Raw genomic sequence first — 14,820 nt, forward strand, 5'->3', positions numbered from 1 at the left:
TTTGATACAACCAGTATATTGTTTACTTTAAGGTTTGATAATCAGGGTAAATAGCAAATCACTTTATACATTTTATATATAATTAAGGTTGTTTTTTATTTTTAAGAGTCATGTTTAAATTCCTAAAAACAAAAGACCTATACGTACTTCGCAAATATAAATGCTAGGATAACAGCTTGTAATACAGGCTAATTATAAAACCAAATTATGAATTTAAATCAGCTCGACCTAAACCTACTCATTATTTTAAAACAGCTATTAAACGAAAAACACATTAGTAATACTGCGTTGACGTTAGGTATGAGCCAACCTTCAATTAGTCGGTCTTTAAGTAAGTTACGTAGTTTATTTGACGACCCATTACTAATTAGAATGGCCGGTGGATATGAACTAACGCCTAAAGCACAGTCGATTCAGCAAGATTTAAACTCTATTTTGAATATGGTCGAAACACTGGTTAATAAGCAAACCTTTGATGCTAAAACCAGCCAAGCCATTATTAAGTTATTTGGCTTGCCACCACAAATGCACTTACTAATAGAAACCATTATTAAAGATGTGCGCGAACAAGCGCCTAATATCACTCTTGAAATAGACACGTTACCAAAACCGCAATTTTCAGATTTACTAAAAGGCGAAACTCATTTTGTAATAACAGGGCACAAGCCTACAAGCTCTGAGGACAAACTGTATCGCCAAGCGTTGTTTGAACGCGACTTTAAATTAATAATGGCAAGTACTCATCCACTAGCTAATACAAAGCTGAATATTGAATTATTACGTAACTGTAACTTTGGACAAATATCGATTCAGGGAGAAAAGTCACTTTCTATTGCCCACTGCTTTGCAGCACTTGGGATTGATAATGTTAATACGCCAATACGCTTAAAAAACTTTTATAGTATTGGCACCATTGCACAAAATACCGATTTAATATTTTTTGTACCGGACCATTTTGCTAATGATATTTGTCGCCATCATGATGTAGTTGCAAGAGTGGTCCCTCCAGAACTAGATTTAGAGCACGATGAAGTCTATTTATATTGGCATCAACGCCATCATAATGACCCTGTTTGCCAATGGTTTAGAGAGCTAGTTAAAAGCAAAGTATTTAAAATATAAATAACCGCTATTCATTATGAGCATATTCTTTGAATTGCCATTCACCATTACGATCTATTTAATACGAATCATTCTTAATAATGTTAAAAATTAAATAAAAGATCAACAATGATAAATATGCTCCCATTTAATAAAAAGTCTCTCCCTCTTATTGTCAGTACTTTATGCGCCAGTATGTCATTCGCTAGCCTGGCCGAACAAGCTCCCGATACATCAGAAACAATCGAAGTTTGGGGCACAACTATTACTAACAATTCGTTATTACAAGACGACATTGAAAGAAAACAAGCAAATCACTTAAGCGACTTATTACGCGACCAAGCTGGTATTGACGTGGGTGGCTCGCATTCAATAGTCCAAGGCATTAATATTCGTGGCGTTGACGACTTAGATTTAAATATTACCGTTGATGGAATTAGCCAAAACAACAACATGTTTCATCACTCGGGTAACTTATTAATTAACGCTGATATTTTAAAAGCGGTTGATATAAAAGTAGGTACTAACTCAGTGCTTACCGGTGGCCTTTCAGGCGGTGTTGCCTTTGAAACCAAAGACGCTAAAGATTTACTAGAGCCAGGGCAAGGTTTTGGTGCTCGTTTATATACAAATTTAGGCACTAACGACTATGCTGGAGGCTCTGCCGCATTATATGGCCAACTAACTGATAACGTAGATGCCCTAGCCTACTACACCTCTACAGACAGAAATAATTTTGAAAACGGCAATGGCAAAGAAGTAACCGGTAACGAAGGTCGTACAATTGACGGAATATTCAAACTTGGTTGGGATGTAAACGAAAGCAATCGTTTAGTATTTTCTTACGATAGATATAACGACGAAGGCGATTACTACGTAAAAACTAACTTTGGTGCTGGCTTTGCTGAAGACTCAAACGCTAAAACAGAAGATATTGACTACACTCGCACAAGTACATCACTTGCTTATGAGCTAAATAAAGGCGATGCAATTACTCTGCGTGCCAGCGTTTACCGTAACGAATTGAGCTATATTGCATTAGGCACAGAAGGCAACTCTGAGCATACAGGTTATACAGCACTTGCAACATCAAAATTAGCACTGGCTGGTTTTGAGCATACTTTACGCTACGGCGGTGAAGGCTATGAGCAAGTATCAAAACGTATTGCAAACCACGTTCAAACTAACAAAGACACAGCTGACTCTCATGCTATTTATATTGAAGACGAAATAGCCCTAACCGAACAGTTATTTGTGACCCCAGGCGTGCGCTACAACTATTTTAAAGTAGATATGTACTCTGCTGGTACTAACGATTCATTAAATAAATCGTGGAACGAACTAACGTTTGGTTTAGCTGCTAAATACCTTGTTAATGATAACTGGAGCATAAGCGCAAGCTCTACTGAGTTATTTCAAGGGCCTGGCCTTCGTGAAAGTTACGTTGATTACAGCACTAACTTTGATAAAAACCTAAAAGCAGAAACAGGTGTAAATAACGCCATCGGATTTGCCTTCAAAGAACGTAATGTATTGGGCTTAGATTCTTTAGGCTTTTCACTTAATGTGTTTAAAACCCGCATTGAAGATTACATAGATAACTGGGCAATAGGTAAAGGCCGCCCAGTTGGTACTTATGCTAACTCGGGCGATTACGATATTGATGGCTTTGAATCCACGTTCTCACTTCGTAAAGCGCTCTTTAGTGCGCGTTTAAGCTACTCGAAATCTGATTCAGAACAGTTAGAAACGCATGAACAATTACGCTACGAAGTAGGCGATAGTATTTCATTAAATTTAGGCTACGAAGTCCCTCAGTATGATTTAAAGTTTAACTGGACCAGCCTAATTAACAGAACGGATGATTCGGTATCAAGCGGTGCTGATATCCATAAAGTAGGCTATCAAGTTCATAACATCAGCATGCAGTGGCTACCAAGTCAGCTTGAAGCACTTAGCATGACCTTAGGTGTTGAGAATATTTTTGACAAAACCTATTACTCACACGCGTCATACTCAAGCGACACCGTGCAAGATTACGAAGCAGGTCGCAATGTAAAATTAAGCGCGTCGTACGTTTTTTAATTTAAAAGCTCAGTAATAATTTAAGGCTCAATATTTTATTGAGCCTTTTACTGTTTAAGGAGGGCGTACCTTAAACAGTGGCAATTAAACGGCAATCAATATTAGGGTCATATTATAATGTCTAACTGGAAGCAAAACTTACAAAAATTCCGCTATGTAATGGATGCACTACTCCTTATAAGCTTTATGCTAGTAAGTGCACCACAAGCAACGGGCGTACCTTTACATGAATGGTTTAGTTTGTTTTTTATAGTGCCATTTGCAATTCACTTATTACTACATTGGGATTGGATACAGCGCAGCTTTAAGCGCTTATTATCTAAATTAAGTGCTCGAGAACGTTTTAACATAGTGTGGGATTACCTACTTTATATAATGATGTTATTGGTATTTGTGAGTGGCTTTTTAGTGTCGGTTGCTTTACTACCAGCACTTCACATTAGTTTAAACATTCAAGATTTTTGGTCAAAGATGCACCACGATACAGCCACCTTAATCATGCCAATGTTAGGCGTACACTTAGCTCTTAATTTGAGCTGGATTGTAAAACTAACCAAACGTATGTTTGCCAAGGAGGCTAAATAATGAAGCACTTAAAACAACAGTGGAAAACCCGCACCAGCATCGTTTTAATTGTATCTGTTTTAGTGAGCCTGATATTGGTGACTTTGGAGCGAACAGATTGGGCTATGCAAATAAACCTACAAGGTTATAGCCACGGCTCACCTGAAGGAGAAAAGCCAAATATAGCACCGGTATTGATGTATATTTTACCATTTGTAAAAGAGCTTATTTTAATAGGCGTACCGATGTTACTTACTTTAGGGGTAGCCAAACTAGCAGGCTTAATAAAAGGAATGTTTAAAAACAAAGCCTGAATACGAATGCAACATATATCAAAATCCGGCGTTTATAGATACATTGAAAAATTAGTATGTCTATAAGCGCAGCTTTTTATGAATTATAAACCAAGTATTAACACACACCAATACACCTATTTTATATTTATCGCGTTCATAATGTGGACGGCTTTAATTAGTTTTAAAGCCAATGCTGAAACGCTCATTCCTTTTCAGTCGCAGTGGTTAAAAAACCACTATGGCGAGCGCACAGCGCACTTTAAGCTGCAACCTTTACGTAAAGGCGATATTGTATTTGTTGGTGATAGCATTACTGAGCAAGGATTGAATTGGGCCATTAGATTTAACGACCTACGCGTAAGAAACCGCGGTATTAGTGGCGATATGACCTACGGTGTTTTAGCGCGTTTAAACGAATTAAAAGCAGCCCCTCCTAAAGCTATATTTTTAAAAATTGGCGTAAACGATATTTTTAATTTTCACTATATAAAGCAAGTAAAAAACCTATCGTCGATAAGTGAAAATATCGAAAAAATAGTGACTCAGCTCAATGAGGCGCTACCTAATACACAAATTTATGTACAAAGTATTTTGCCAGATCATCGCGATTTTATAACTCAAATGGCGCAAACGGTTAACAAGCAAATTAAAGCAATTAAGCACGCACGATTTACCTACATAGACTTACACCCAGCATTTTTAGGCGCACAAGGCACGCTTAATGAAGCGCTCACTACCGATGGTACCCATTTAAACGAGGCAGGCTATGCCCTTTGGGCTAAGCAACTTGCACCTATAATGAAGACATTAAAATGAAGTACTTATTAATTGGTATGTTAATGGCGGTAAGCTTTACTTGTACAGCCAATAAAGTGCCTGCAAAAAGCTACCCTAACGGCGCGACTAAAGCCGTTATTTTTAGTTACGACGATGGCGTTACACAAGACAGAAAGCTCGTGGCGCTATTTAATAAATACCAGGTTGTTGGCACATTTAATTTAAACTCAGGATTATTTGCTAAAAAGCTACCATGGATGAAAGCCTTTACCGGTAAAGAAGGCGAATATATTAAACAAAGTGAAGTAAAAGCACTTTATAAAGGTCATGAAATAGCAAGCCATAGTTACTCACACCCCGGCTTTGCGGACTTAGATACAGCAGAGCTGAAATTACAATTAGCCCGTGATAAGCAAATTTTATCGCCAATTAAAGGCAGCCCTTTGCAATCATTTGCGTACCCTTTAGGCTCGTACGATAAAGCTGCGATGAAATTAGTAAAGCAAGCTGGCTTTACTAATGCCCGAACAGTAAACGACACCCTTAATTTTGAACTCCCTACTAACTACATGGCGTGGCACCCAACCGTTCACCACTCAAACGCAATGCCATTAATAGAGCAATACTTAGCGCTAAACAGCAATAAACTCACTGTGATGATGATTTGGGGCCATTCGTGGGAGTTTGATAAAAATACAAAAAACAATAACTGGGATTACGCCGAGCAGCTTATTCAGACACTCTCAAATAAAGATGATATTTGGTATGTATCGGCTGGAGAGTTCATCGCGTTTTTAGAGGGTAAGTAAGCGTACGGAGCTTTTAGTGCTAAGTAAAGCTCACATAAGCACATTCAAATGTAGTAAGAGTAATTAATTCATCCAGCGGGCTGGCTCGCACCGACACACCTTTCGCTAGGGGGTTTTGAATTCCCCACGCCTACCACTTTCATCACGCTGGCGTCATTTTGCTTTAACTTTCTAAACACGAGAAGATAAAGACAAACCACTTTAGAGCTAAGGATTATTTATATGCCTTCGTCTCTATGCCAAGAATTATACAAACAATGGCGTCAGCAGAAAGCCTTTTATAACATTAGCAATTAAACCACTCATGTAATAATGTTTGTCTGTTTTCACTGCGTTAATTGCACTTAGCTTTATCTAGGCTTTATAAGCATTCGCATTTTTAATGCTATCAAAATCGTTAAAGCGCACGTTATGCTGCGCCATTACTTTAAGTATTTTTTTACTTAGCATTTGGCGTAAATAAAACGGCTGATTTGGCACAAAATGATGAATGGTATGTGTTTTACCAAAGTTAAAACAAAATAAGTGAAACGGCATAAATAAACGACTCGTTAGTACATGAGTTTGCTCAAGCATGTTATTAACGCCGCCATAGTAATGCATGCTTGAGGTAACAAAGTTAAGCGAGCTTGAGCGAATAATATTAGGCACAATGAGCACAACCATCAAAAATTCGAACACGTTCATTATACTTAGTACCCAGCTAGGCGAATTAAGCGAAAGTGGTATAAATAAATCAACAATATGAAATACAATAACGCTATATAAAATAGCGAAATACGCAGTCGCTATCGGAAACCCCGCATTAAAAACACTCGAAAAACTAAAGCCATTAATTTCTTTTCTAAAACGTTTAGTAGAAATAATTAGCCCTAATAACCCATCTACAATAACTAGCGCACGTAAAAATGGATTTTTAATACCGTTTCCCACCAAGCGTTCTTCTAGGTCTTGTTGTGTGCCTGAGGTTTTGTGATGGTGTAAATGCATTTTACGTCTGTACCATGGGCTAATAGTATTTGGCCGCATTAACCATACTGTTAGCATCATAAAATTATGCATAAACGGCTGATTGCTAAAGTATTGTTTATGTATAAGGTCGTGCTCTAACTCATGGGAAATAGACGCAGCAATAGCCGCAAGCACTATACACACCCAAGCGGGTATTAGGGCTAAATAATATAAAACACCAACACCAATTAATGCGCTAAGCGACAGCAATAAAATAATTAACCCTAAGGTATTTTGATGTGCAAGTAATGGGTATTTTTGACGAAGTAATGCTTCTTCCGCTTTTATGGCTTTCACAATCGCCTGAATATTTTGCTTGGCACTTAATTGAGTCATATCTAATATCTTAAAAGCCTTGTTGTACAAATAATACCTGAATTAAACGCAAAATCGGCATAAAGCAGGAAGAATTATTATAATACGATTCACTATTATCAATAGTTCAATTGCTTATTTATTCAATCGCATAACAGTTTAATAGCACTCATAACCCAAAATATTCGCTTTATATATCAGCCCAAAAAGACTTAAAAAATTTACCGATGGAGTCTCCTTGCTATAAACGATTAATTATCAACCAGTTGTTTATGCAAATAAAAGAAAAGGCTTGCCGCCCCCTCTTTTGTTTGTATAATGCGGATACAGAATAAGAGGTATATAAGTATCCTTTTTATTTTAAGTGGTTTTTCTTTATCTTTTTATGCTTAAAAGATTAAAGAAAAATTATGCCAGCGTGATGAAATTGGTAGACATGGGGGATTCAAAATCCCCTTCCGAAAGGAGTGCCGGTTCGAGTCCGGCCGCTGGTACCACTTTTTGAACCTCAGCTAATTATTGGCTGAGGTTTTTTTATGCCTAAAATTTAACTAGTAATCTATACCAATTCGCTTTACTAAGTGAGCTACTTTTAGTTAAGAAAACCGTGTCGATAACAAGGTAAAACCTAGTTAAGCTGAAGCAAAAGCCACAAGCCACAAGCCTTCCATTAAAGCCATCAACGTAATTAGAAAGGTACATAAATCTAATTAGCATGCGAGTTATGCGTCTTGCTCTTGATTTGTTATATTCCCAATTCGATTATTTAACTCTTCGTCACTAACATCTTCTTTATGTGTACCAATGATCCATATATGACCAAATGGGTCTTGTAGCGTGCCGGTCCTATCACCATAAAACTGATCATGTACGGGTCTTATTAGTGTTGCACCAAGCTCAATTGCTTTTTTAAATACGGTATCAACATCTTCAACATAAAGCATAAGGCTTAGCGCTGTACCACCGAGCTCTTTTGGGTTTTTTAAATGCTCTTCAGAACCATTATCTGAAAGCATAATATGCGAATCACCAATTATTATTTCTGCATGGGCTATTCCACCATCAGGTAAAGGCATCTGCATTACGTGTTCAGCATTAAATGCATCACAATAAAAATCTATCGCTTTTTGTGCGTCATTCATAATTAAATAAGGTGTAACTGAATGAAACCCTTTTGGTATTGCTGAGACTGCCATAATATTATCCTTTACTTACGCGGTGATTTTTAATATTTAATTAACTAAATATGCGTTTAATTGCCCCTAAATTTAAGCTTAGCTCATACAAAAAATTGCGTTACTTTTCGAGGTTTAAACGCTTATGCCAAGCAGCAATACTTTCATCAGGGTATTCTTCAAACTGCTTGTCACCTTTATTAATGGGCGCATTTACCCAATTTGCTTTACTACCAAGCATTAAATGAGTGCGCTCTGGCGGTATGGGTAACTCACTATCTATTGCACCAGCAAAGGGATGAACTTGCTCAGGCCAACGTGCATCGTATAACCACAAGTTAGCACTACAATGCTTACAAAAATGACGCTCTGCAGGGCTGATTTTATCGCCTATTTTTGCATGATAAATAGTTATGTGTTCACGCCCTGTAACCTCAAGCGTGCTGTATTGCGCGTTTAAATTAATAACAAACCCGCCGCTCCCTGCGGTTTTACGGCATATAGAGCAGTAACATAAATTGTAAGGATAAGGGTGTTTTGAGTTGACCGTAAATACCACTTTGCCACAGTGACAAGCGCCATTAAGCTTCATAATATATCCAATTTTTTATTGTTGGCTTGAACTAATACCTTAACTAGGTGAGCTTAAAAAAACCACAACAATTACATGCTGTGGTTTTTTAATTATTGAGCTTACTAACGTTTCCAATATCTTAAATTACGTAATGTATTTATAAATTTATCGCCTGAATGTACCTCTAAATCTATCCAACCATCATCTGCTTTTCCATCAAGGCCTGCCGCTTTAAATAAAGGCTTAGCCTCATTTGTAAAGCCTATAAATTTCATATGTGCGTACGCATCACTTACAAAGTCTTTAGCTTCTGCAATGGCAGCTAGTTTTTCAGCTCCATCTTCGGTGGTGAGTACAAGTACCGCATCGTATAAAACCGATGGACCACCATTAATAACCTGATCAGCTTTAAAGTGCTTACCTTTACTGCATTTAGCACCGCCAACTTGTGGGGCAATAATTTCAAAGTTTGCACCTTCACTTTTAAGTGCATTGGTAACCGATTCAAAAATTTCTGCATTAAAGCCATCACTTACTAAAATACCTAATTTACGGCCTTTAAAGGTATTAGGCGCATTTTTCAAAATACTTAACGCATCAGATACAGGTAAGTCTTTACGTGTTGGCATTGCTGCTTCAGCTGGGTCTGGCATTTCTTGCAAGCCAAGTCCTTCGGCAACTTTATTTGCGAGGGTTTCGTCAATATTTAACAAGTGCGATACCAAACGTTCTCGTATTGGCAAATGCTCAACTTTAGACAGCTCAAACACGTACGCAGATTGAATATGCGCCTGCTCTACCTCTGTTTGACTTAAATAAAATTGACGAGCTTGACTGTAATGATCGCTGAATGTTTCTGAGCGATAACGCAGTTTGTCACCGCCGCTTACTTCAGGTTCCTTTGAGCTTTTAAAGCCATGTACTGGGCATTCGCGCGGGTTTTTTTCGCCTGCGCTCCATGAATTTGGCTCATAATTAACACGCCCTTTTGGATTGTGCATTGCCATGTGGCCATCTTGCTGAAAATGACGCATTGGACATTTAGGCGCATTGACCGGAATATGCGTAAAGTTAGGACCACCTAAACGCTTGGTTTGAGTATCTAAGTATGAAAAGTTACGACCTTGCAGTAGCGGGTCGGGTGTAAAGTCGAGCCCCGGTACAATGTTTTGAGTACAAAATGCTACTTGCTCTGTTTCTGCAAAAAAGTTGTCTACAACACGGTCAAGCACCATACGGCCAACAATTTGCACTGGTACTTGCTCTTCAGGTATAAGCTTGGTGGCATCAAAAACATCAAATTCAAATTCATCAGCAAATTGCTGATCAAACACCTGTACACCTAGCTCCCACTCAGGGAAGTCGCCGTTGCCAATAGATTCCCACATGTCTCTGCGATGAAAATCAGGGTCCGCGCCGTTTAGCTTAAGTGCTTCGTTCCATACTACCGATTGCATACCGCCTTTTGGTTTCCAATGAAATTTAACAAATTTTTCATCACCTTTGGCATTAATAAATTTAAAGGTATGAACACCAAAACCTTCCATAAAGCGCAAAGAGCGTGGAATAGCTCTATCAGACATTGCCCACATAACCATGTGCATTGACTCAGGCGATAAGCTCACAAAATCCCAAAAGTTATCATGTGCTGTTTGCGCTTGTGGAAAACCACGATCAGGCTCGGCTTTAGCTGAATGAACTAAGTCTGGAAACTTCATCGCATCTTGAATAAAGAATACCGGTATATTGTTACCCACTAAATCCCAGTTTCCTTCTTGGGTATAAAATTTTACCGCAAAACCACGTACATCACGTGCTAAATCTGGAGACCCTTTATTACCTGCAACCGTAGAAAAGCGAGTAAATACTGGGGTTTTTTCACCTTTTCGCTGAAAAATATCTGCACAGGTTAAATCTTCAAGCGTGTCGTAAGTTTCAAAATATCCGTGTGCACCATAGCCTCTGGCGTGCACTACACGCTCAGGAATGCGTTCGTGATCAAAGTGAAAGATCTTCTCGCGCATTATGTGATCTTCTAATAATCCTGGGCCACGCTTTCCTGCACGTAATGAGTTTTGATCGTCACTTACAGGGCAGCCCTGCGCGGTGGTCATGGTAGGGTGTTCATCCGACGCTTTTTGATGCAATTCACCGCCATGCCCTTTATTACCTGCGTATTTAAATGATTCAGCCATGTTTAGTCCTTCATACAGTTTGATTTAATGGGTCAATAGTTTTTATGAGCTTTAAAGCTAAAAGCGACTATGCAAATGCAAAATAAAGACCAGCCATCCAACCTAGTAAAAAAGGGCTGTACAGATAACAATGTAGTATTTGAGGTGATTTATAAAAGAAAAGGTTACACAGGTATGTAACTTTTTCACACAAAAAAAGAGCACTTAAAAGTGCTCTTAGGTTTATGCATTTTTAAATTTAATTAATCTTTGCTTTCGTTAACTAAAATAACTTTACGATGTGGGAAAGGTATTTCAATGTTGTTTTCATCAAGTGCTTTTTTAATTAACTCTGGCACCGTGTAAAGAATATCGAAGTAATGCTCGCCCTTACAAAATGGCCTTACTAAAAAGTCTACTGAGCTGTTGTTAAGTGTTTCTACTTCAACAAAAGGAGCTGGATCTTTTAATATGTGTGGGTGCGCTGCAAGTACGGCATCTATAACTTTACGTACAGCCGTTGTATCTTCACCGTAAGCAACACCAAAATGCATATCAACACCACGAATTGGATGATGTGAATGGTTTATAATTTGCGCGCCCCAAATTTGACTATTTGGTATAATAACCTGTTGATTATCGAACGTTTGTAAAATAGTAGTAAACATATCTACTTCTGTTACTTTACCAAAACGCCCTGCAGCCTCAATAAAGTCATTTACTTTATAAGGTCTAAATATTAGCAACATAACGCCTGCTGCAAGGTTCGACATTGCACCTTGTAACGCCAAGCCTATAGCAAGTCCCGCAGCACCTAGCAAAGCAATAATAGAGGCTGTTTGTACACCAAAGCGATTTAACACAGCAATAATAACGAACGCTAATATGATGTAGCGAGCCATGCTGCCTAAAAAGCGAAAAAGCGTATCATCTAGATGAGTGTATTTGTGGCATAACCCAATAATTAAATTGCGTACTTTGCCCGCTAACCATAAGCCCGCAAGTAAAATTGCAATTGCTAGTAATATGTTGGTTGCCCACGTAATTGCAGCGGGTAAATATTGATTAATATCAATGTTGTTTATTATGTCTTCCATTGTTTTTCCTGTTTTAAAAACTTTTAACTAATTTTAGCTAGTTTTGCTATACCAAGCGCAACAGTTTAACAAAAAATTAACCAGAGTACGAATATAGGTTCAGTTTTACATGTATAAGCACTTTGAAGGAGGGATTTCTTAACTACTGCTTTTAAAACGATGGATTAATAAAATATAATTTTAAGCCCTATTTAGCACCAATATTTAATTAAAGATTATACCCAGTAATATCTTGCTATAACGCAGTTTGACTCATATAGTCAGCAAATTATCACACCTTATTTTTAACATCTTTGTTTATGAAATCTTCTGCTCCTGTTAGTGATTTTGGTACTTTATTAGGTTATGCACCTGGTAATGTTGCTGTTTACTCATCTGATTATGATACGGCTGACGAAAGCATTTATCCTAATCGTAGCGCCTATCGTAGTTACCTAGACGGTATTTACATGGGCTATAAATGGCAATGCGTTGAGTTTGCCCGTAGATGGATGTACCTCAACCATGGTTATATTTTTGATGACATAGCCATGGCTTACGATATTTTTGAGCTGCGTTCAGTACGCGATGTAAATAGCCAAAACAGATTGCCACTAAACGCGTTTAAAAATGGTGCTAAACATCACCCTCAAGTAGGTAGTTTACTTATTTGGGAAGAAGGCGGCGAATTTGAAGAAACAGGCCATGTTGCTGTCATTGTTGAAGTGCATGAAGATAAAATACGTCTTGCTGAGCAAAATGTAGGGCATCAAATATGGCCAACAAATCAAAACTGGTGCCGTGAACTAAAAGCAAAAGTAACTAAAGATGGCGACTATTGGATTGAGTGCTCTCACAGCGACGCCACTATTTTAGGCTGGATGACACAAACTGATGAAACAGAATATGCTGAGCCAACGTCTGATCTAAACACTGATTTATTTATTATAGAAGCCCATAAAGCAGTAGATACAGGCCAAGCAAACAAGTCATGGTTAAATATTGCGAATGACGATGAAGCTGCCTACGTAGAAATGATGCAAGGCCATAAACTTACATCAGTAGATGAGGATCAACATAATTACTTTGCAATATCTCAAACGGCGCAGCAAAGCATTGAGCATGCAACAAATGAGCTGCATGGCTTATTTATGCATGCAACCGACTATGTATTGCAGCACCCTGAGTTATTAAAAAAGTTTAATTTACCCGATGTTGTGCTTAATAAAATTCGCCAATCGTGGGATAACCGCTTAAACCAATTAATTACCAGCCGGTTTGACTTTGCCTTAACAGCAGCAGGTTTAAAAGTTTACGAATACAATTGCGATTCGGCATCGTGTTACATGGAAAGCGGCAAAGTTCAGGGTAAATGGGCAAAACACTTTGGCGTTAAAACAGGTGTAGATGCAGGCCAAAATTTATTTAAAGACCTCGTAAAAGCATGGCGTAAAAGTGAGGTAAAAGGTCTTGTTCATATTCTGCAAGATGATGAACCAGAAGAACATTACCACGCATTATTTATGAAAGAAGCTATTGAAGCCGCAGGCTTTGAATGTAAGTTAGTAATTGGCTTAAGCACACTTAGCTGGAATGAGTCAGGCAACATAGTAGATGCAGATGGCGCACAACTGAGTTATGTGTGGAAAACGTGGTCGTGGGAAACCGCACTTGATCAAATTCGTGAAGAGTGTGAAGCTGACCAATCATTAGGTGATAACTTTGAACCACAATTCAAAGCTGGTGAAACGCCACGCTTAGTCGATGTATTACTACGTAAAAATATCATGGTGTTTGAACCACTGTGGACATTAATTCCAAGTAACAAGGCTATTTTGCCAATACTGTGGAGCTTATTCCCTAATCATAAATATTTACTTAATACCGCGTTTGAGCTTAACGACGAGTTATTACAAACCGGATATGTAGTTAAACCAATAGTGGGACGCTGTGGCGCTAATATTCAACTCGTTGATGAGCAGCAACAAGTTATTGAAAAAACAATGGGGCACTTTGCCGAGCAAGACCAAATATACCAACAACTATTTGCACTGCCTAAAGTAGATGACTACTTTGTACAAATATGTAGTTTTACCGCCGCCGGAAAATACTCTGGTGGTGGCGTGCGTGTTGATAAAAGCATGATCATAAACGGCCATAGCGATTGTATGGCGCTGCGTATTAAATAAATAATACTAAGCCCGCAATTTTGCTGCGGGCTTAAGTTTGTGTAGCCCTTCCCTCTTTTAAATTTTATAGCTATCTCGAGCGAGTTACTCCTGATAGAGTAAATTTATTAAACACCACAAATTAAGGTATTTCATGGCGAATCAATTTAATGTACTCGGCACACGCTTAAAACTATGTTGCGGTAATGGTGGCTACACACGTGAAGGGTTTTGTTATGTACCAGAATCAGATCTTGGCAATCACAGTGTGTGTGCAATTATGACTGATGAGTTTTTACAGTTTTCAAAATCACAAGGTAACGATTTAATAACCCCGAACCCTCTTTACGATTTCGAAGGTTTAAAAGCCGGTGATAAATGGTGCTTGTGTGCAGTAAGATGGCTTCATGCTATTTCAGCAAACGTTGCGCCACCGGTGGTACTTGAATCCACAAATAAAAAATCATTAGAAATAGTGCCGCTCGATGTTTTAAAAGCGCACGAATATAAAGCCAACGTTTAAATACACTTAAGCGTTATTAAATTAAAGTCTGCAGATTTTACAAATGTATGCAGGCTTTTCAAAAACCCAATCACCCCTCCAGCTTCTAAAATCTCAAATAAAAACATAACCCCATGTTTTTAAATTACTTTTAAAAACAATCAACTTACGGCATAACAGTTGCTTCATTAAG

Annotated in this window: 13 protein-coding genes and 1 tRNA gene; 9 read left to right on the forward strand and 5 right to left on the reverse strand. The window is 38.2% G+C overall.

Translation table 11 applies throughout. The features are described from left to right. The first annotated feature begins 207 nt into the window (after positions 1-207). From QT16_RS02115 to QT16_RS02140, 6 genes are all read left to right on the forward strand, one after another. Complete coding sequence (locus QT16_RS02115; protein WP_039485164.1) at positions 208-1,122, forward strand: LysR family transcriptional regulator; 915 nt, start codon at positions 208-210, stop codon at positions 1,120-1,122. Between the two features lie 174 nt (positions 1,123-1,296). Beyond that, entirely contained in the window at positions 1,297-3,186 is a 1,890-nt protein-coding gene (locus QT16_RS02120) for a TonB-dependent receptor domain-containing protein (protein ID WP_039485167.1), read from the forward strand. 117 nt (positions 3,187-3,303) lie between these two features. Next, entirely contained in the window at positions 3,304-3,771 is a 468-nt protein-coding gene (locus tag QT16_RS02125; protein ID WP_007581488.1) for a DUF4405 domain-containing protein, read from the forward strand. Then, positions 3,771-4,064 carry a hypothetical protein gene (locus tag QT16_RS02130; protein ID WP_039485170.1) on the forward strand — a complete coding sequence of 98 codons (294 nt, stop codon included), beginning with the start codon at positions 3,771-3,773 and terminating at the stop codon, positions 4,062-4,064. The genes QT16_RS02125 and QT16_RS02130 overlap by 1 nt, the downstream gene beginning before the upstream one ends. A 78-nt stretch (positions 4,065-4,142) precedes the next feature. Further along, positions 4,143-4,862, forward strand: coding sequence for a GDSL-type esterase/lipase family protein (locus tag QT16_RS02135; protein WP_052201191.1), 720 nt, complete (start codon positions 4,143-4,145; stop codon positions 4,860-4,862). Continuing rightward, positions 4,859-5,632: a polysaccharide deacetylase family protein gene (locus QT16_RS02140; RefSeq protein WP_039485172.1), complete on the forward strand. Its 774-nt coding sequence runs from the start codon at positions 4,859-4,861 to the stop codon at positions 5,630-5,632. Before QT16_RS02135 ends, QT16_RS02140 begins: the two co-directional genes overlap by 4 nt. 354 nt (positions 5,633-5,986) lie before the next feature. On the opposite strand, the gene QT16_RS02145 is transcribed toward QT16_RS02140, so the two are convergent. Next, complete coding sequence (locus tag QT16_RS02145) at positions 5,987-6,979, reverse strand: fatty acid desaturase (RefSeq protein WP_039485175.1); 993 nt, start codon at positions 6,977-6,979, stop codon at positions 5,987-5,989. A gap of 391 nt (positions 6,980-7,370) precedes the next feature. On the opposite strand from QT16_RS02145, the gene QT16_RS02150 reads away from it, so the two are divergent. Further along, positions 7,371-7,455: transfer RNA gene (locus QT16_RS02150), tRNA-Leu, on the forward strand. Positions 7,456-7,680: 225 nt separating this feature from the next. Here the strand turns inward: QT16_RS02150 and QT16_RS02155 are convergent. The 4 genes from QT16_RS02155 to QT16_RS02170 all read right to left on the reverse strand — a co-directional run bounded on the left by QT16_RS02155 (position 7,681) and on the right by QT16_RS02170 (position 11,978). Beyond that, positions 7,681-8,154: a VOC family protein gene (locus tag QT16_RS02155; protein WP_039485178.1), complete on the reverse strand. Its 474-nt coding sequence runs from the start codon at positions 8,152-8,154 to the stop codon at positions 7,681-7,683. Positions 8,155-8,254: 100 nt separating this feature from the next. Next, on the reverse strand, positions 8,255-8,725 hold the full coding sequence (locus QT16_RS02160) for a GFA family protein (protein ID WP_039485181.1): 471 nt from the start codon (positions 8,723-8,725) through the stop codon (positions 8,255-8,257). Between the two features lie 104 nt (positions 8,726-8,829). Then, positions 8,830-10,902, reverse strand: coding sequence for a catalase (locus QT16_RS02165; RefSeq protein ID WP_039485184.1), 2,073 nt, complete (start codon positions 10,900-10,902; stop codon positions 8,830-8,832). Positions 10,903-11,144: 242 nt separating this feature from the next. Then, on the reverse strand, positions 11,145-11,978 hold the full coding sequence (locus QT16_RS02170) for a mechanosensitive ion channel family protein (protein ID WP_024590253.1): 834 nt from the start codon (positions 11,976-11,978) through the stop codon (positions 11,145-11,147). Between the two features lie 299 nt (positions 11,979-12,277). Here QT16_RS02170 and gss point away from each other — a divergent pair, with 299 nt between their 5' ends. Next, on the forward strand, positions 12,278-14,146 hold the full coding sequence (gene gss / locus QT16_RS02175) for a bifunctional glutathionylspermidine amidase/synthase (RefSeq protein WP_039485192.1): 1,869 nt from the start codon (positions 12,278-12,280) through the stop codon (positions 14,144-14,146). Between the two features lie 133 nt (positions 14,147-14,279). Beyond that, positions 14,280-14,648 (forward strand): DUF2237 family protein, encoded by a 369-nt coding sequence (locus QT16_RS02180; RefSeq protein WP_039485194.1) that lies wholly within the window; start codon positions 14,280-14,282, stop codon positions 14,646-14,648. The last annotated feature ends 172 nt before the right edge of the window (positions 14,649-14,820 follow it).

Origin of the sequence: Pseudoalteromonas distincta (assembly GCF_000814675.1) — a bacterium.
In the GTDB taxonomy this organism is placed as follows: Bacteria; Pseudomonadota; Gammaproteobacteria; order Enterobacterales; family Alteromonadaceae; genus Pseudoalteromonas; species Pseudoalteromonas distincta.